Genomic DNA, 17,455 nt, shown 5'->3' with positions numbered 1-17,455 from the left:
CGCGAAGGCGGGAACCCAAGCTTCTTGCGCTGCCACTGCGTTTGATTCAAGTGGTATCGCGCAAGACTTGGGCTCCCGCCTGCGCGGAAGCGACGTGCGGGCGGACTTGGCTGGCAGAAAAGAAGTATGCTGCGATTACTTCTTGGTATAGATCTGATCGAACACGCCACCATCCGAGAAATGCGCCTTCTGCGCCGCCGTCCAGCCGCCCAGCTCGCCGATCTGGAACAGCTTGATCTGCGGGAATTGCGACGCATATTTCTTGGCGAACTTGTCGACCGCCGGGCGATAGTAGTTCTTGGCGATGATGTCCTGGCCCTCGTCGCTATACAGGTATTCCAGGTAGGCCAGCGCCACCTTGCGGGTCCCCTTCTTGTCGACGTTCTTGTCGACCACGGCCACCGGCGGTTCGGCCAGGATGCTCAGCGACGGCGCCACGATCTCGAATTTATCGGGGCCGAGTTCGCGCAGCGCCAGCAGCGCTTCGTTTTCCCAGGCCAGCAGCACGTCGCCGATGCCGCGCTCGACGAAGGTGGTGGTCGAACCGCGCGCGCCCGAGTCGAGCACCGGCACATTCTTGTACAGGGCGCCCAGGAATTCGGCCGCCTTCTGCGGATTGCCGCCCGGCTGGCGCAGCGCGTAGCCATAGGCCGCCAGGTGGTTCCAGCGCGCGCCGCCCGAGGTCTTCGGATTCGGCGTGATCACCGAGATGCCCGGCTTGACCAGGTCGTTCCAGTCCTTGATCTTCTTCGGATTGCCCTTGCGCACCAGAAACACGATGGTCGAGGTGTAGGGCGAGCTGCGGTATTGCAGCTTCTGTTCCCAGCCCGGGTTGATCAGGCCCTTGTCGCGGATCGCGTCGATGTCGTAGGCCAGGGCCAGCGTGACGACGTCGGCCTGCAGGCCGTCGATCACCGAACGCGCCTGCTTGCCCGAACCGCCGTGCGACTGCTTCACGTTGACGTTGTCGCCGGTCTTCGCTTTCCAGTGCCTGGCGAAGGCGGCATCGAACTCGTGATACAGCTCGCGAGTCGGGTCGTACGACACATTGAGCAGGTTGACGTCCGCAGCGAACGCCGAAGTTTGCACCAGCAGCGTTAATGCCGCCAGGGAACGAATAAAGGTTTTGCGAAGCATTTATTATCTTTCTGGAGGGTGGGAAACCGTAGCGTACGGCCGCGACCCATCGAAAGAGAACGAATAAATCCAACAAACCTTATTCGATTTTCAAAATGCGTTGGCCCCGATCAGTGCGCCTTGGACAGGATGAGCAGCCAGCGGCGGAACAGCAGGATTTCGACGTGGCCGGCTTCGACGCCGGTATCGCATTCGATGATCGGGTTCACGGCATAGAAGCGCTTGCGGAAATCGCGGGTGACGAGGATTTCGCGGCGGCCGATGCGCGCCAGGAAAGGGACGGGTGCGTGTTCCAGGCCGAAGGAGCTGTTCAGAGTCGTCATGTTCGTTTCCTTTTATCGAAGTGGTTATGCAGTGAGGAAAGAATAACACAACTACTGTACAAATCTACAGCTACTGTTCGGATATACAGTAAATTTTGCCGTGTGTGGTTTTTTCGCCAAGTCGGTCATAATCTGGTCACCATGACCAAGAGCCTGCCACGCATCCACCGATTTGCCGCCGCCCGCCTGTCGCCCGAGGGCGAATACGGCCTCCACCTCACCGTCGGCGTGGTGTTGCTGCTGCTGGCAATGGCCGGCTTTGCCCACCTGGCCGGCGCCGTGGTCGCGGGCGATCCGATCACCCGGCTGGATGCGGTCGTCGCCGACTGGCTGCACGCGCATGCGCGCCAGGGCGGCCTGCTGCGCGATGCGCTGCTGGTCCTGACCCATATCCACAGCACGCCCGGGGTGCTGGCGATCGCGGCCTGCGTCGGCATCTGGTTCCATCGGCGCGGGCACCGCTACTGGCCGGTCGCGCTGGTCACCGCGGTGCCGGGCGGCATGCTGCTCAATGTGGCGCTGAAGCACACCTTCGAGCGCGCGCGGCCCCATTTCGAGGAGCCGATCCTCACGCTCACCACCTACAGCTTCCCCAGCGGGCACACGATGGCGGCCACCGTGCTGTACGGCCTGCTGGCCTGTTATTTCGCGCGCCAGGCCACGAGCTGGACCGGGCGCCTGCTGCCCTTCGTGCTGGCGACGCTCATGATCGGCCTGATCGCGTTCTCGCGCATGTACCTGGGCGCGCACTACCTGACCGACATCCTGGCCGCGCTGGCCGAGGGCTGCGGCTGGCTGGCGATCTGCATCAGCGGCGCCGCCACCCTCAACCGGCGCCGCGCCGCGCGCGCGCGGCGCGCGGCGGGCACGGCGCCGCCGCAAGAGATTTGAAAGGAGACCGTCGCATGCGCACCCTCGTTCACCTGTCCGACCTGCATTTCGGCCGCGTCGACCAGGCCCTGCTCGGCCCCTTGCGCGAACTGGTCGAGCGCATCGCGGCCGACGTGGTCGTGATCTCGGGCGACCTGACCCAGCGCGCCAAGGTCGAGGAATTCGAGCAGGCGCGCGCCTTCCTCGACTCGCTGCCGGGCCCGCAGATCATTGTCCCGGGCAACCACGACATCTCGCTGTACAACGTGCTGCGCCGTTTCGTGCGGCCGCTGGCGCGCTACAAGCGCTTCATCACCGGCGAACTGGAGCCGGCCTTCATCGACGACGAGATCGCCGTGGTGGGCGTCAACACGGCGCGCTCGCTGACCATCAAGGACGGCCGCATCAGCCACGAGCAGGTGGCCGGGCTGCGCGAACGCCTGGCCGGCCTGGGGCCGCAGGTCACGCGCATCGTCGTCACCCACCATCCTTTCGACCTGCCCGAGCACTACGAAAAGCGCGACCTCGTGGTGCGGGCGCCGATGGCGATGGAAGTGTTTGCAGAGACGGGCGTCGACATCCTGATGGCCGGCCATATGCACGCCAGCCACGCCGGCAGCACGGCGGCGCGCTACCAGATCGCGGAGTATGCGGCGCTGGTGGTCCAGGCCGGGACTGCCACGTCCACGCGCGGGCGCGGCGAGGTGAATTCATTCAATGTGATGCGGGTCGAACCGCAGCGGGTCGAGATCGACCGCTATGGTTGGGATGTGGTGGGCGGCAGGTTCGAACTGGTCACCACCGAGAAGTTCGTGCGGGCCGGCAGCATCTGGTCGCCGCATAGCGACGGGATGCTGGCTGCCGGATTGTGAAACGGCCGCGTATGTTTTTGCGCCAACGCACGCATCCCGTCGTTACCTCCACTGGAGGTAACGACTTCCCGCGAAGGCGGGAATCTAATTTCTTTGAACCGCCACTCGTTCTGACAGTAGCGGCAACGCATACAAACTTAGGTTCCCGCCTTCGCGGGAACGACGTTCATATGGTGGTGGTTGGATGAGCCACTGACGTTAAATCCAGTATTCCGTCAACCGCGACATCATCTCGCGCAAGCGATCGCCCCACGGCCGCTTCTTCCACGCGTCGAGCTTGATCTCCTTCGAGTGCCGCAAGTCTTCCCTGAACGCTGCCTCCATATCGCGTCCGAAGTGCGGATCGAGCACCACCACATTGACCTCGTAGTTGTGGATGAAACTGCGGCGGTCGATATTGGCCGAGCCGATCGACGACCACATGCCGTCGATCACGGTGGTCTTGGCATGCAGCACCGCCACCTGCAGCTGGAAGATGCGCACGCCGCCCTCGAGCAGTTCTTGGTAGAACGATTCGCCCGCATACTTGATGAAGTCGTGGTCCGACACGCCCGGCAGCACCAGCTGCACGTCGACCCCGCGCTTTGCCGCCGCGACCAGGCCGTCGACGATCTGCTGGTCGGGCACGAAGTACGCAGCCGTCATGTGGATCGATTTCTTCGCTTCGCCGATCGCCAGCACCAGCGATTTGTAGATTTCCGAATCGCGGTCGGGCGAGGTGGCCAGCACCCGCACCACCTTCTCGCCCACCGGGGCCAGTTTGGGGAAGTAGTCGATCTCGGGCAGCTCGCCCGCGTCCTGGTGCACCCAGTTGTCGATGAAGGCCCATTGCAGCGCGCCGACGGCCGGCCCTTCGATCTTGATATGGGTGTCGCGCCAGCCAACGTCTTCCTCGTTGACCTTGCCGGCGCGCTTGTTGGAGCGGAACAGCGAGCTGTTGGCATAGGTGCTGCTGATATTGATGCCGCCGGTGAAGGCGACCCGGCCGTCGACCACCATGATCTTGCGGTGGTCGCGGTTGTTCAGCGCCCATTTGCCGGGCCGCTTGGTCGGATTGACCGGATTGAACACCAGCACATTGACCCCGGCCTGGCGCAGGCGATCGAAGAATTCCTTCGGCGTGGCCAGGGTGCCGACGCCGTCGACGATGATGTTGACCACCACGCCGTCCGCGCGCTTCTGCATCAGGATTTCGGCGAACTGGGTGCCGATCTCGTCGTGGTCGAAGATATAGGTTTCGAGGTTGATCGAGGTCTTCGCGTTCTTCGCCGCCTCCATCATGGCGCGCATCGTGGCCGGGCCGTCGAACAGCAGCGAGACCTGGTTGCCGGCGATGAGCGGCACGCCGGTCGCTTGCTCTTCCAGCACCGCCAGTTGCTTGAGGTCGGGCGAGGCGCGCGCCCAGCGCCGCTTGAGCAGCGCCGCCGCCTGCGAATCCTTGAGCTCCCCGCGCTGGGTGGCGACGGTGGGAATGGCCTTCTCGGGCGCTCCGGCGATGGTGCTGCGGTCGGGCAGGGCCTTGCATGAGGCCACCACGCACACGAAAGCTATGAAGCCGAACCAGGCGGCGAAGCGCTTCTTGTTCATTTTGTTCCCCTCGAGGACACGGTATCGGGCGGCGGCAGCTGGCGATGCCGCGGACCCAGGAAGAATTCGATCGGCGAATAAGCGAAGCGCCGGCCCAGCGCCTGCACCAGCAGGATCCAGCGCTTGAACTGGATCTTGCGGGCGCGCAGCGCCACCCACAGCGCCAGCCCGAAGCTCACCAACAGGTTGATGGTGCCGATCAGCAGGACGCCGGCGGTGGCGTTGGCGATCTGGGCCCAGCTCATGCCATAGTCCAGGGCCACCAGCGCGGTCGCGAAGTTGGCGGCCGAGAAGGTGATGTGGCGGATGTCGATCGGCAGGCCGAGCAGGAAACCGATGGTGCCCGTGGTGCCCAGCAGGATGCCGAAGAAGAAGTTACCCATCAGGCCGCCGAGATTGTCCTCGACATAGCCGCCCAGCCGCGCCAGCCGCTCGGCGCCCAGCAGGCGGCGCAGGCCGCGGATCTGCTGCACGCGCTGGCCCATGCGCGTGTACAGCGCCTTGTTGTCGTAGTAGCCCGAGATCAGGCCGGCCACGAACAGCCAGACGCCGGCCACGGCGGCGTAGAACAGGGCCGGGCTGTTCAGCGGATCGATGTCGTTCAGCAGGTGCAGCGCCTTGATCGGATCGACCAGGTGGTGGCCGGTGTACCAGCGCACGCCTTCGGCGATGGCCCAGGCCACGGGGAAGGCCACCAGCACGTTGCCGAGCACCGCCACCATCTGGGTGCGGAATACCTTGTTGACCAGTTCGGCCAGCTTGTCGACGTCGATCCCGCGTCCGGTGGCGGAGCGGTGCAGCGAGGCGGCAATGCGCTGGGCCGTCATGGCCGGCTGCTTGGTCGCGACCGTGAAGTGCAGCATGTGGATCAGCACGAAGCCTAGCGAGTAGTTCATGCTGAACAGGAAGGCCTCGATCAGCGGCGGCATGCGCAGGTAGCCGAGCAGGATCTTGCACAGCGCCATGAAGCCGACGATGAAGCCGGCTCCGGACGAGGACCACAGCATCTTGCGCAAGTCCTTGCGGTCTTCGGCGATGTAGTGCTCGCCGGTGCGGCTGGCGTTCTCGGTGACGTTACGGGCCAGCAGGTGGACGTTGTCGCGCACCAGGCCGCTGACCTGGTACTTGGTATTGTGGGCTTCGATCAGCTCCTCGGCCAGCGAAATGGCCGCGCGCTGGCGCGGACTCAATAGCGGCGCATCGAGCGGCGCCAGCTGGCCGGGCTTGTCGGCCTGGGGCACGACCGGCGTCATGACTTCGCCGTCGATCACCAGCTCGTCCATCACTTCCAGCGCCGGCGCCGGGACCGGGGTGGACCCCTTCTCGTCGGTGACGTCGACCAGGAACAGCAGCTTCTGCAGGCGGTCGATGCTTTGCTGGACCGCCACCAGCAGGTAAGTGAGGGCGATGCTGGTGCCGTTCGACAGCGCCAGGCGCCGGATCTTGAGCACCACGTCTTCGCACTGGTCGAGCATCACCAGCAGGTGGCGCGCGTCGTCCGGGCGTTCGCGTTCGCCGCCCAGGTAGCGCGCGTACTCGTCGAGGTAGCGGTTGGCCTCGATGTTCTGCATCAGGAACGGCGAATCGAAGTTCTCGATCTGGCTGTAGCTGTGCACCAGGCGCGGCTCGAGGCCGAGCGCGCAGATGCGGCAGGACAGGGTGCGGATCGCGTCCAATAAACCCTTGAGGGTGACCACGCGCGCGCGGCCGGGGGCGGCGTCGTCCGGCGGCGGCGCATTGGCGATCACGCCGAACAGCTGCATCCAGTCGGCGTCGGGCACCGCGCGGATCCATTCGTAGTCGTCTTCGCGGTACAGCAGCTGGTCGAGCGCGTCCGACAGGTACAGGTCGTCGAGCGCCGGCGGCAGCAGGCGGTAGGTGATGCGGCTTTTCAGTTCGGTGACGAAGCCGTCGTTCGACAGGATGCCGATATCGCTGTAAAGACTCGTATGCCGGCGCTTCTCGAGCAGCGTCGTGATGTAGCGGCGCAGCGTCCAGGCCTGGCCCGGATTGCCCTTCAGGAGCTGGGTCAGCGTGCGCACCGCCTGGGCCGGATCGTCCGCGTCCTGCCACACCCAGCGCTGGCGCGGGCGCAGGTGGCAGACCAACTCGACCAGCAGGTCGATGTTGTCGCTGTAAGGGTCGATCCGTTCGAGAATAGCAAGCATGAAAACAATTTTTACTGGAAAGCCGTAGTGTACGCGAGGCGAGCAGTAACTATGGTGTGGCAACGAACAGTAAGCCGCCGGTCGCGCCCGCCGGGGCAACTGGACGAAACCGGTCCGCCACCGCTACACTGGACCGGTTTATGTTCGAGAAAGAGACCATGTACCTCACCTACTACAACGGCCAATGGGCTGAAGGAAATACTCCACTGTATGGCGCGATGGACCACAGCCTGTGGCTCGGTTCGTCGGTATTCGACGGCGCGCGCGCTATCCGCGGCAAGCTGCCCGACCTGCGGCCGCACCTGGAGCGCGTGATCACATCCGCCGAGAAGCTCGGCCTGCGCTGCCCGCTCGGCGTGGACGAGATGGAAGTGCTGGTGCGCGAAGGCGTGGCCAAGTTCCCGGCCGACGCCGAGCTGTACATCCGCCCGCTGGTATTCGGTTCCGAGGGCTTCCTGATCCCGGTGGCCGAGAAAAGCCAGTTCGCGCTGACCCTGTTCGACGCGCCGCTGCCGCCGTTCAGCGGATTCTCGAGCTGCCTGTCGACCATGCGCCGGCCGCAGCCGAACATGGCGCCGACCGACGCCAAGGCCTCGGCCCTGTACGCCAACTCGACCCGCGCCATGCGCGAAGCGAAGGAACGCGGTTTCGACCAGGCGATCATGCTCGACGCCGAAGGCCACGTGGCCGAGTTCGCATCGTCGAACCTGTTCCTGGTGACCGAGGATGGCAAGGTCGTGACGCCGGCCCTGAACGGCACCTTCCTGGCCGGGATCACGCGGGCGCGCGTGATGGCGCTGCTGGCCGCAGCCGGCATGCAGGTCGAAGAGCGCACGGTCAAGGCGACCGAGCTGAATACGGCGCGCGAGATCTTCAGCACCGGTAACTACGGCAAGGTCACCCCATGCACCCGCTACGAGGACCGCACGCTGGAGGCGGGCCCGGTTGCGCGCCAGGCGCGCGAGTTGTACCTGGCGTTCACCGACGCCTGCTAAACATTCATTGTTACCCGTAAAACCGTCGTCCCCGCGCAGGCGGGGACCCAAGTTTTTTAGCGCACCAACTACGTTCAGCGTAGTGGCAACGCAAGAACCTTGGGTCCCCGCCTGCGCGGGGACGACGTGGTTTACAGAGTGACGAGGACGATCAGCCGCGCGCTGGTTCCGCCACGTAGATCTCGACACGACGGTTGCGCGCCTTGCCCGCATTGTCGTTGTTCGACGCGATCGGTTCGCGCGAGCCGCGGCCTTCGATGGTGATGCGGTTCGGGTTCACGCCGCGGCCGGCCAGGTAGTCGCGGGTGCGCGAAGCGCGGTCGACCGACAGCGGCTGGTTGACCGCATCGCTGCCGGTGCTGTCGGTGTGGCCGATGATGACCACGTTGGTGTTCGGGTTCTCTTGCAGGGTCTGGGCGAAGCGCTGCAGGATCGGCTGGAAGTTGCCCTTGATGTCCGAGCGGCCGGTGTCGAACGAGATATCGCTCGGGATCTCGAGTTTCAGGCGGTTGTCCTGGGTCTGGGTGACCTGCACGCCGGTGCCCTGGGTGGCCTGTTCCATCTGCTGCTTTTGCGCTTCCATGCGCTTGGACCAGATATTGCCGATCACGGCACCGGCCGCTGCGCCGATGGCGGCGCCGCCCGCGACGCGGCCACCGCCGCCGCCGCTCGTCGTGCCGCCGATCAGGCCGCCCAGGCCGGCGCCGATGCCGGCGCCGGTCGCGGTGCCGCGCTGGGTGGCGGACATGTCGGCACAACCGCTGGCGGTCAGGGCCACGATGGCGATGGCGGCGGTCGATTTGATGAAGTTTTTATGCATGGTGGAACTCCTTAAGTAAAAAATCCGTTTCGTCGTCACGCCCGTGGCAGGCGCGACCGCGAAACGGATTGGTGGTGCGACAAGCGCGACTTGTCATTTTACCTCTATATACCGCGTCCGCTGATCAGGCGCACCAGGATCATGATGACGGCGACGACGAGCAGGATGTGGATGAAGCCGCCGATGGTGTACGAGGTCACCAGGCCGAGCAGCCACAGGATTACGAGAACGACAGCGATGGTATACAACATGATGGTTTCTCCTCTACTGTTTGCGCCGGTTGCGCTGTGATTCCAGTATGTACTTGCCCATTGTTGACTACCGTTCGATGGCGTACATTAAGCACAACTTTTTTGTTTGCGCAGGCCGGGGATCCAACCCATGACGCCCATCAGGCCGGTGCAGCCGATCAGGCAGCTGAGCAGGCCGCCCGCGATCAGGAACACGACGTCCTGCGGCTGCAGGTGGCCATGCCCGTCGGGCGCCGGCCCGGCCGAGAGCAGGCCAAACAGGGTGAGTACGATCCCCCAGACGATGATGCCGATCCATGCCAGGCTATTCATGCGTTTCTCCACGGTTGATGGTGCGCCGCCCTTCGCTTCAGCGTGATTCGATTGTCGGGTCAGCTCATCCATATTTCCGTGCGTTGGCGCACATTGCGTTTAGGAAAAAACTTGGCCGGGACGCTTGCGCGATCCCGGCCATGTGCTAGTCATGCAGGGTGCGTGCTCAGGCGACCGAGCGCAGCTTGCCCTTCACGATGCGCACGCGGTCGCCGCTGCGCCACTGCGGCTGGCTGTTCTGGCGGAAGGTGCGCAGGGTGCCGTCGTCCAGGCGCACACGGATCTCGTAGCTGGTCGTGGCCTTCATATTGCCCTCGACCTGGTTGCCGACCACGGCGCCGCCGATCGCGCCGGCCGCGGTGGCCAGGGTGCGGCCGGTGCCGCCGCCGACCTGGTTGCCCAGCAGGCCGCCGATGACGGCGCCGCCGGCCGCGCCCAGGCCGCTGCCTTCGGCGCGCTGGGTGATGGTGCGCACCGATTCCACATTGCCGCAGTTGGCGCACCAGTCGCGCTCATTGGCGGCGACTTGCGTCGGCTTGCTGTCCGCGACCGGCGTGGAAGCTGGCGCCGCCTGTGGCGCCGGGGCGGGGACCACGGCCGGCGCCGGTGCATAGACTTGCTGGGGCTGCTGTGCCGGCGCCAGCGGCGCGCCAGGGTAGGCCGCGTTCGGCGCCAGGCCCGGCGCTGTCGGGGGAACGTCTTGCGGCAAGGTGGAAGCCAGCGCCAGGCGCTCGGCTTCGCTCAATTGACGGTTGGCGGTGCCGCCGACCGACGAGGGCAGCCAGCCCATGATGGCGGCGGTGCCGGCCAGGCAGAACAGCACGACCGCGGCCGCGGCCAGCAGCAGCAGGGGATGGGGGCGGTTCTTGACGGGGTGATTTGGTGGCGTGTTCATCTTGATTCCTTTCGTATGGCGTTGACGCCCGGATTCGCTGATTGTCTGCAGGAACATCCGAATGTTCCGTGCGTCACCGTACATACTCGCTCAGGGGGCGACGGTTACGCTGGGCGAAATTGTTTGCAAATGTATCTGGAACGCGGCGCTTCCGGCTTGCGCTGCGTGCTTGTCTCATGAGGAAAAAATGAATGCTGCCGCCCACCCATCCGTCGCCGAGCACAACAGCAACCTGCTGCTGGCCGCGTTGCCGCCGCAGGACATGGCGCGCCTGCTGCCGCTGCTGGACCAGGTCAGGGTAGAGGCGGGGCAAGTGCTGTGCGAGGCCGGCGATCCGATCGCGCACATCTATTTTCCGCACGATTGCCTGGTGTCCCTGCTCGGCGTGGCCGAAGGCCGCATGACGCTCGAAGTCGGCCAGGTGGGCCGCGAAGGCATGCTGGGCGTGACCGCCGCCCTGGGCCACGACACGGCCCAGGTGCGCGCCGTGGTCCAGCGCGCCGGCAGCGCCAGCCGCATGGAAGGCGCCCGCCTGCGTGCCGAGGCCGAGCGCAATCCGGGGCTGCAGCGGGTACTGTACCGCTATACCGATGCGCTGCTGGCGCAGGCGATCCAGATCGCGGTGTGCAGCCGCTTCCACGTGCTCGAGGCGCGCCTGGCGCGCTCGCTGCTGGTCACGCGCGACCGTTTGCAGTCCGACCGCTTTCACCTGACCCATGAATTCCTGGCCCATGCGCTGGGTGTGCGCCGCGTGGGCGTGACCAAGGCCGCCAGCGCCCTGCAGCAGCAGGGCCTGATCGACTACAGCCGAGGCAATATCGAGATCCTCGATCCGGATGGGCTGGCGGCGGCGTCGTGCACCTGCTACCAGATCGTCAAGGAGGCGGGTTCGCTGCCGGTGGCCGACAGCGCATAAGGCATACACATCTGCTTACAAATGAATAACGCCCGGCCGAAGCCGGGCGTTTCGCTTGAGCGGCGGACGACCCCGATCAGTTGGTGGTCTTGACCTGGTTGCCGATCACGCCGCCGACGGCTGCGCCGCCCACGGTGCCGACGGCGCTGCCGCCAGTCACGGCGCCACCCAGCACGGCGCCGGCGCCGGCGCCGATCGCGGTATTACGGTCCTGCTTCGACATATTGCCGCAGCCAACCATGCCGAATGCGGCGGTTGCCAGGGTTGCGGTCACTACCAGAGTTTTGATGTTTTTCATGATGATCTCCTTGGATGGGGTTACTTCAGGCGCAGGTCATTCCTAACCGATTTGACGCCCTTGACGGTTCGCGCGACCGAGGCCGCCGCGGCTACGCTGTCCGCCGAGCTGACGAAGCCGCTGAGCCGGACAATTCCTTGGTACGTGTCGACATCGAGATCGGACACCGTCAATTCGGGATCGTGGCGGATGGCGTTGCGGACACCGGCGCTGATCGCGGCGTCGTCGACTGTTGCGACGGTACCGAAACCGGGGATGCCCGAGGCACACCCTGCCAGCGGTCCGCCGGCCAGCAAGGCCAGCAGGACAGGGATGCTTCCAAAACGCTTGATGCTCGATCCGTTCATTCAGGTTGGTTCTTTTCTCGGTGACTTGGTTCAAGCGTAGTGAGTGTTGCCACTTTGATCTGTTCGGCAACACACAATCGGCATCCGGTGTTGTTACAGGGTGTTTCAGCGGCACAGTTGCGCGGATCAATGTGCGTCAACGAACCGAGTGTCGGCGATAACAGGTTTATAACGTTCTACACAACACTTCCCAGGAGAATATGCGATGAATAAACATCAAACGATGACCGGGCTTCGCCTCAGCTGCGCCGCCGCCGTGCTGGCGCTCACCGCCTGCGCCAGCCCCGACAAGGCGCCGGCAACGGCCGACGTTGCAGTGTCGCGCAACGCGGTGGAAAACGCCGTGTCGGCAGGCGCCGCCGAACTGGCGCCGGCCGAGATCAGCGCTGCGCGCGAAAAAATGGTCCGCGCCAACCAGGCCCTGGCCGCGCGCGACTACAAGCTGGCGCGCGAACTCGCGATCCAGGCCCAGGCCGACGCCAAGCTGGCCCAGAGCAAGGCTGTGTCGGCCAAGGCCACCGCCGCCTCGACCCAGCTGAACGAAGACTTGCGCGTGCTGCGCGAGGAAGTCGACCGCGCCAACAGCCAGTAAATCCTTGACGCTGTATTGAATGCATGAGTCCGCGCCGTCGAACGGCGCTCCAACAAGAAGAGGAACAAGAACATGAAAAACCGTAAATCCGCCGTCTCGATCCTGGCCGCCGCCGTGCTGGCCGCCGCCTGCGCCAGCACCCCGGTGAGCACGCCGACCCTGGACCAGGCGCGCGCCGACTTCGTCAGCGCCAACAATAATCCGCAGGTGGGGACCTACGCGCCGATGGAATTCAAGCAGGCCAGCGAAGCGCTCGACCAGGCCAACCAGGCCGCGCAGCGCCGCGAAAGCCTGGAAGACATCGACCGCCTGGCCTATGTCGCCAAGCAGCGCATCGCCACCGCGCAAGAGGTCGCCAAGGCCAAGGCCGCCGAGGCGAATATCGCCGACGCGTCGCGCCAGCGCGACCAGGTGCGCCTCGAGGCACGCACGGCCGAGGCCGAACGCGCCAAGCGCGACGCCGAGGCCGCCCAGGCCCAGGCCCAGCAGGCCCAGGCGCAAGCCCAGGCCACCATGCAGCAGAACGCCGCGCTGGCCGAGCGCGCCGCCCAGCTGGAAGCCTTGCTGAACGACATACAGGCCGTCAAGACCGAGCGCGGCTATGTGGTGACGATCGGCGACGTGCTGTTCGCCACCAACCAGGCGACCCTGAATCCGAATGGAACCTCGACCTTGCGCAAGCTGGCCGACGTGATGTCGCAGAACCCGAACCGCACCGTGCTGGTCGAAGGGTTTACCGACAGTACCGGCAGCGCGAGCTACAACCAGGACCTGTCGCAGCGCCGCGCCGAGTCCGTCGCCACCGCGCTCAGCCAGATGGGCGTCGCGCGCGACCGCATCTCGATGAAGGCCTATGGCCAGGCATTCCCGGTGGCGTCCAACGACAACGCCGCGGGCCGCCAGCAGAACCGCCGCGTCGAGATCGTGCTGTCGAACGAAGGGGCGCAAATCCCGCCACGCGCAGCAATGCGCTGAAACCGCTTTTTTGAAACTGAATAAGGAAACACCATGGAACAGACCAACAACCTGGCGCACGGCTTCGACATTTCGGCGATCCGCCAAGCGGCGGCCAACCTCGACGACGGCGCCGTCACCGAGGGCTACCAGGCCGACCGCGAAGCGGTCATCGCGATGCTCAACGACGCCCTGGCTACCGAGCTGCTGTGCGTGATGCGCTACAAGCGCCATTACTACACGGTGGCCGGTCCCAACACCGGCCACATCAAGGCCGAATTCCTCGAGCATGCGCAGCAGGAGCAGGACCACGCCGACCGCATCGCCGAACGCATCGTGCAGCTCAACGGCTCGCCCAACTTCAACCCGGCCACGCTGACCGCGCGCAGCCATGCCGAATATGACGAATCGGACGACGTGCAGGCCATGGTGCGGGCCGACCTGATCGCCGAACGGGTGGCGATCGAGTCGTACCGGCAAATGATTGCGGCAATCGGCGACAAGGATCCGACCACGCGCAATATGCTCATCGACATCATGGCGGTCGAAGAAGAGCATGCCGACGATATGCGCGACCTGATGGCCTGAGCCGGGCCATTTGCATCGAGTTTCACCGATTCACCAAAGTTACAGGAGTAGAACATGCTAGAGACTTCCCGCAACACCAACGGCAGCATGCACCCGATCAGCGGCAGCACCTACGCCACCCAGTCCGATATCAAGGCGCTGGTGCGCGATGCGCAATCGATGCTGACCGCGGCCGCTTCGCTGACCGGCGAAAAGGCCGAGGAGCTGCGTGCACGCGGCATGAAGCTGCTCGACCAGGCCATGGGCGGCGCCAGCCTGCTGCCGACCCAGGCCGTAGAAAAGGGCAAGGAACTGGCCCACACGGCCGATGTCTATGTCAAGGACCACCCCTGGCGCACGATGGTGATCGCGGGTGGCGTCGGTGTGCTGATCGGCGTGCTGCTAAGCCGTAAACATTAACGCCGGGGGCCAACGTGGACAAGAAAGAAGCGATCGTACATAACCCTGGCGTCATCAGCGGCATTTCCAGCCTGTTCAAGAGCCTGTTCGGCCTGGCCGTCTCGCGGGTCGAACTCGCAGCGCTCGAGCTGGCCGAGATCCGCAACCATGTCATCGAACTGCTGGCCCTGTTCGCGGGGGCGGTGCTGGCGGTGTGGTTCGCCATCGCCTTCGGCGCCATGACGGTGGTGGCGCTGGCGTGGGACTCGATGGGCTGGACCATCCTGCTCATCATGTTCGCGGTCTTCGCGCTGATCACGGCGGTGCTGGTCACCAAGGGCCTGGCGCTGCTCAAGCAGAACAAGCTGGCCTTCCCGGCGACGATGAAAGAACTCAAGAACGACCGCGAGATGCTGTTGTAAGCGCAATAGACGGCAATTCGCACGCGGGTCACAAGGGAGAAAGTATGCAGAATCAAAACGGAACGACCGGATTGGCCGGGCACCAGCACAGCCTGGATCCGGCGGTGCGCAAGGCAGAGCTGTTGCGCGAGGGCGAGTTCTTCCGCGCAGGCGTGGCGCATGCCAAGGCCAGCATCCAGTACAGCATCAAACCCGAAGTCATGCTGCATTCGGCGATGGACCACGCCACCTGGGCCTTGCGCGCCCGGGCCGATGCGATGCTCAAGCCCACCGGCACCAATGTGTCGGTGCTGCTGCCGTATGCGCTGGGCGTGGTCAATTTCGTGCGCCAGCGCCGGCTCGGCAAGCAGGCGGCGGGCGCGGCCCTGATACTCGGCGCACTGGGCTGGTACGTGAATCGCAAACGGGCGCAGCAAATCCCGGAATAAGGGTAAGCTGTGATTCACCTGCTGCCGCGACGTGTCTGCAGCAGCAGGTACAGGATATGGTGGGGCTTGAGCGGCGTCGCAATCGGGGATTGGACGCCGTCTTTTTTTGTCGGCCGGTTTGCCAGCCTGGCCGACGGGTTCCTTCATTAACGCGCCAGGCGGCCAACGGTTGACATGCCGTGCGGATGAGCGCATGCGGTAAGCTGGCATCACATCCGATCCGCGAGGCGCCGCATGCATCCTTCGAATATCGTCCTGCTCGAATTCCATCCCGAACGCGATGACCTCAGCCCCGACAAGGAGTTGCGCAACGGCTTGTCGGTGGCGCTGCGCATGGGCGACAACCTGTGGCTGGCCAATGACGAGTCGCTCAGCATCGAACGCCTGACCCTGGAGGCCGAGGATAGCCGCGGCAAGACCAGTTTCGCGCGCCAGCACCGCCAGTACGCGCTGCACGATTTCCTGGCCTTGCCGCTGCCGCCCTACGATCCGGACGGCAAGCGCATCAACGAGGCCGATATCGAAGGCCTGGCCAGCGATGGCGGCTACCTGTGGCTGACCGGCTCGCACAGCCTGCGCCGCAAGCGGCCCGACGAAGGCGATGGCGTGCGGCGCGCCCACAAGCGCCTGGCCAGCGTCAGCGCCGACGGCAACCGCTACCTGCTGGCGCGGATTCCCATCGCCAAGGGGGAGGGCGGCTTCGAGTTGCTGAAGGAGTCCGGGCACAAGGGCAAGCGGCGTACTGCAGCCTTGCTGCGCGGCGACGAGCATGGCAACGAGCTGACCGGCTTGCTGCGCCAGGACGAGCACTTCGGTCCTTTCCTGGCGATTCCGGGCAAGGACAACGGTTTCGATATCGAGGGCATTGCCCTGGCCGGCAAGCACGTGCTGCTGGGCCTGCGCGGCCCAGTGCTGCGCGGCTGGGCCGCGATCGTCGAGGTGGCGCCGGTCGACGCTGGCGAAGAAGGCTGGTTGCGGCTGGCGCCGCTCGATGACGAGGGCACGCTATACCGGAAGCATTTTCTCGACCTGGATGGGCTCGGCATTCGCGACCTGTGCGTGCAAGGCAAGGACTTGTTAATCCTGGCCGGGCCGACGATGGACCTGGATGGACCGGTCACGCTGTTTCGCTGGCCTGGCGGCGCCCGGCCGGCCAAGGCCTCGGCGGTGTCCCGCGAGATGCTGGAACACGTGCTGGCGCTGCCGTTCGGCCAGGGAGTCGACCATCCGGAAGGGATTGCGCTGTTTTCCAGCCAGGACGGCCGAGAGCAGGGGCTGCTGGTGGTGCATGACTCGGCCTCGCCCAGCAGGCAGATCGGCGACAGCATCCTGGTGGCGGATGTGTATCCGCTGCCGCCGCGGAGGAAAACGCGGTAATCGGGACGCGCTGGCGGTTATTGCCGCGGCATCGGCTTGCCCAATTGCGCGGTTTCGCGCTGCCAGGTGGCGCGCGCCTCGGCCATGCACGACTTGCGCTCGGCTGCCGGCACCTTGCGGCAGGCATTCTGCGCTTCCTGCAGCGCGGCGCCGAGTTCCTTGCGCAAGGTTTGCTGCGCCGGATCGTCGCGATACCAGCGCGGCGGGTCGCCCCTGGCGATTTCCTGCGCCTGCTGGCGGGCGACGGTCGGGTTGACGGTGGCGTCGGTGCCGGCCTGGACCGGCGCCTGGGCGGATGCCGACGTGGCAGCGCCGGCCAATGCGCAGGCACACAGGATACGGGTGAGAGTTGCCATGCTTGCCTCCAAAGTACGGTGGCCGGTGTGCCGGCCTGGAAAGCACGAGGGCGGGCGGAAAACACCTTTCCGTCCGCCCTCGTGCCGGTGGATCGGTATCAGTAGCGATAGACGCGGCCATCGACCAGGCGCACGCGGTTGCCCACGCGCAGGTCATAGGCGCTGTCCTGGGTCACGGAGCGGTATTCGCCGTTATCCATGCGCATATTGATCTGATACATCTCCGGACCCGCGGCATTGCGGTTCTTCTCGACGTTATTGCCCACCACGGCGCCAGCCAGGCCGCCGGCGACCGTAGCCGCGGTACGGCCGCTGCCGCTACCGACCTGGCTGCCGGCCAGCGCGCCGACCACGCCGCCCAACACGCCGCCGGCGCCGCTGGTGCGGGCCTCGCCTTGCACCACCTGGATCGATTCGATCACGCCGTAGCCGGCCGAGGCGGTGCTGGTCGAGCCATAGCCGCTGTTGTAACCATAAGGCTGGGAGCTGTTGCTGGCGCAGCCAGTGAGGAGTGCGCCGGTCGCCAGCAGGGCGACGATAAATTTACGGTTAGCATTCATGTTGTTCTC

General features: G+C 65.2%; 23 protein-coding genes. 11 read left to right on the top strand and 12 right to left on the bottom strand.

The window, feature by feature from the left end; genetic code table 11:
* Window positions 1-135: 135 nt before the first annotated feature.
* Window positions 136-1,137, bottom strand: a complete 1,002-nt coding sequence (locus Q9246_RS22850; RefSeq protein WP_306393308.1) for a sulfate ABC transporter substrate-binding protein — start codon at window positions 1,135-1,137, stop codon at window positions 136-138.
* 110 nt (window positions 1,138-1,247) lie between these two features.
* Entirely contained in the window at window positions 1,248-1,460 is a 213-nt protein-coding gene (locus Q9246_RS22845) for a hypothetical protein (RefSeq protein ID WP_137173684.1), read from the bottom strand.
* 141 nt (window positions 1,461-1,601) lie between these two features.
* Between Q9246_RS22845 and Q9246_RS22840 the strand changes: the two genes are divergently transcribed.
* Entirely contained in the window at window positions 1,602-2,351 is a 750-nt protein-coding gene (locus Q9246_RS22840) for a phosphatase PAP2 family protein (RefSeq protein ID WP_306393305.1), read from the top strand.
* Between the two features lie 14 nt (window positions 2,352-2,365).
* On the top strand, window positions 2,366-3,202 hold the full coding sequence (locus Q9246_RS22835) for a metallophosphoesterase family protein (RefSeq protein ID WP_306393303.1): 837 nt from the start codon (window positions 2,366-2,368) through the stop codon (window positions 3,200-3,202).
* Window positions 3,203-3,400: 198 nt separating this feature from the next.
* Here the strand turns inward: Q9246_RS22835 and cls are convergent, their stop codons facing one another.
* A complete protein-coding gene (gene cls / locus Q9246_RS22830; protein ID WP_306393301.1) occupies window positions 3,401-4,789 on the bottom strand; it encodes a cardiolipin synthase in 1,389 nt (462 codons plus the stop codon).
* A complete protein-coding gene (locus Q9246_RS22825; RefSeq protein ID WP_306393299.1) occupies window positions 4,786-6,957 on the bottom strand; it encodes a site-specific recombinase in 2,172 nt (723 codons plus the stop codon). The genes cls and Q9246_RS22825 overlap by 4 nt, the downstream gene beginning before the upstream one ends.
* A 158-nt stretch (window positions 6,958-7,115) precedes the next feature.
* On the opposite strand from Q9246_RS22825, the gene Q9246_RS22820 reads away from it, so the two are divergent.
* Window positions 7,116-7,952 carry a branched-chain amino acid aminotransferase gene (locus Q9246_RS22820; protein ID WP_306398240.1) on the top strand — a complete coding sequence of 279 codons (837 nt, stop codon included), beginning with the start codon at window positions 7,116-7,118 and terminating at the stop codon, window positions 7,950-7,952.
* A 151-nt stretch (window positions 7,953-8,103) separates the two neighbouring features.
* On the opposite strand, the gene Q9246_RS22815 is transcribed toward Q9246_RS22820, so the two are convergent.
* From Q9246_RS22815 to Q9246_RS22800, 4 genes are all read right to left on the bottom strand, one after another.
* A complete protein-coding gene (locus Q9246_RS22815) occupies window positions 8,104-8,772 on the bottom strand; it encodes a YiaD family glycine zipper/OmpA-like lipoprotein (protein WP_306393296.1) in 669 nt (222 codons plus the stop codon).
* A gap of 104 nt (window positions 8,773-8,876) precedes the next feature.
* Complete coding sequence (locus tag Q9246_RS22810) at window positions 8,877-9,023, bottom strand: lmo0937 family membrane protein (RefSeq protein WP_005671362.1); 147 nt, start codon at window positions 9,021-9,023, stop codon at window positions 8,877-8,879.
* Window positions 9,024-9,110: 87 nt separating this feature from the next.
* Window positions 9,111-9,335 (bottom strand): hypothetical protein, encoded by a 225-nt coding sequence (locus Q9246_RS22805; protein WP_306393294.1) that lies wholly within the window; start codon window positions 9,333-9,335, stop codon window positions 9,111-9,113.
* Window positions 9,336-9,501: 166 nt separating this feature from the next.
* Window positions 9,502-10,230 carry an outer membrane lipoprotein gene (locus tag Q9246_RS22800; RefSeq protein ID WP_306393293.1) on the bottom strand — a complete coding sequence of 243 codons (729 nt, stop codon included), beginning with the start codon at window positions 10,228-10,230 and terminating at the stop codon, window positions 9,502-9,504.
* Between the two features lie 187 nt (window positions 10,231-10,417).
* Here Q9246_RS22800 and Q9246_RS22795 point away from each other — a divergent pair, with 187 nt between their 5' ends.
* Window positions 10,418-11,146, top strand: a complete 729-nt coding sequence (locus Q9246_RS22795) for a Crp/Fnr family transcriptional regulator (protein ID WP_306393292.1) — start codon at window positions 10,418-10,420, stop codon at window positions 11,144-11,146.
* A 76-nt stretch (window positions 11,147-11,222) separates the two neighbouring features.
* On the opposite strand, the gene Q9246_RS22790 is transcribed toward Q9246_RS22795, so the two are convergent.
* Window positions 11,223-11,444, bottom strand: coding sequence for a glycine zipper 2TM domain-containing protein (locus Q9246_RS22790; RefSeq protein WP_306393290.1), 222 nt, complete (start codon window positions 11,442-11,444; stop codon window positions 11,223-11,225).
* 20 nt (window positions 11,445-11,464) lie between these two features.
* Window positions 11,465-11,791 (bottom strand): BON domain-containing protein, encoded by a 327-nt coding sequence (locus Q9246_RS22785; protein ID WP_306393289.1) that lies wholly within the window; start codon window positions 11,789-11,791, stop codon window positions 11,465-11,467.
* A 205-nt stretch (window positions 11,792-11,996) separates the two neighbouring features.
* Here Q9246_RS22785 and Q9246_RS22780 point away from each other — a divergent pair, with 205 nt between their 5' ends.
* From Q9246_RS22780 to Q9246_RS22750, 7 genes are all read left to right on the top strand, one after another.
* Window positions 11,997-12,383 carry a DUF4398 domain-containing protein gene (locus Q9246_RS22780; protein ID WP_306393288.1) on the top strand — a complete coding sequence of 129 codons (387 nt, stop codon included), beginning with the start codon at window positions 11,997-11,999 and terminating at the stop codon, window positions 12,381-12,383.
* A gap of 72 nt (window positions 12,384-12,455) precedes the next feature.
* Window positions 12,456-13,358, top strand: a complete 903-nt coding sequence (locus Q9246_RS22775; protein WP_306393286.1) for an OmpA family protein — start codon at window positions 12,456-12,458, stop codon at window positions 13,356-13,358.
* A gap of 33 nt (window positions 13,359-13,391) precedes the next feature.
* Window positions 13,392-13,925: a ferritin-like domain-containing protein gene (locus tag Q9246_RS22770; protein WP_306393285.1), complete on the top strand. Its 534-nt coding sequence runs from the start codon at window positions 13,392-13,394 to the stop codon at window positions 13,923-13,925.
* Window positions 13,926-13,979: 54 nt separating this feature from the next.
* Complete coding sequence (locus tag Q9246_RS22765) at window positions 13,980-14,324, top strand: ElaB/YgaM/YqjD family protein (protein WP_306393284.1); 345 nt, start codon at window positions 13,980-13,982, stop codon at window positions 14,322-14,324.
* A 14-nt stretch (window positions 14,325-14,338) separates the two neighbouring features.
* Window positions 14,339-14,725 (top strand): phage holin family protein, encoded by a 387-nt coding sequence (locus Q9246_RS22760; RefSeq protein WP_306393282.1) that lies wholly within the window; start codon window positions 14,339-14,341, stop codon window positions 14,723-14,725.
* Window positions 14,726-14,769: 44 nt separating this feature from the next.
* Window positions 14,770-15,153, top strand: a complete 384-nt coding sequence (locus tag Q9246_RS22755; RefSeq protein WP_306393280.1) for a hypothetical protein — start codon at window positions 14,770-14,772, stop codon at window positions 15,151-15,153.
* 234 nt (window positions 15,154-15,387) lie between these two features.
* The gene (locus Q9246_RS22750) at window positions 15,388-16,530 is read left to right on the top strand and encodes a DUF3616 domain-containing protein (protein ID WP_306393279.1); all 1,143 of its coding nucleotides are present in this window, start codon (window positions 15,388-15,390) and stop codon (window positions 16,528-16,530) included.
* Window positions 16,531-16,547: 17 nt separating this feature from the next.
* Here the strand turns inward: Q9246_RS22750 and Q9246_RS22745 are convergent, their stop codons facing one another.
* The gene (locus tag Q9246_RS22745; protein ID WP_306393277.1) at window positions 16,548-16,886 is read right to left on the bottom strand and encodes a hypothetical protein; all 339 of its coding nucleotides are present in this window, start codon (window positions 16,884-16,886) and stop codon (window positions 16,548-16,550) included.
* A 98-nt stretch (window positions 16,887-16,984) separates the two neighbouring features.
* Window positions 16,985-17,446, bottom strand: a complete 462-nt coding sequence (locus Q9246_RS22740; RefSeq protein ID WP_306393275.1) for an outer membrane lipoprotein — start codon at window positions 17,444-17,446, stop codon at window positions 16,985-16,987.
* Between the last annotated feature and the right edge of the window lie 9 nt (window positions 17,447-17,455).

The sequence above is a fragment of the Telluria beijingensis genome, assembly GCF_030770395.1.
Lineage (GTDB): Bacteria > Pseudomonadota > Gammaproteobacteria > Burkholderiales > Burkholderiaceae_D > Telluria > Telluria beijingensis.
This window is presented reverse-complemented; position numbering and strand designations above follow the sequence as displayed.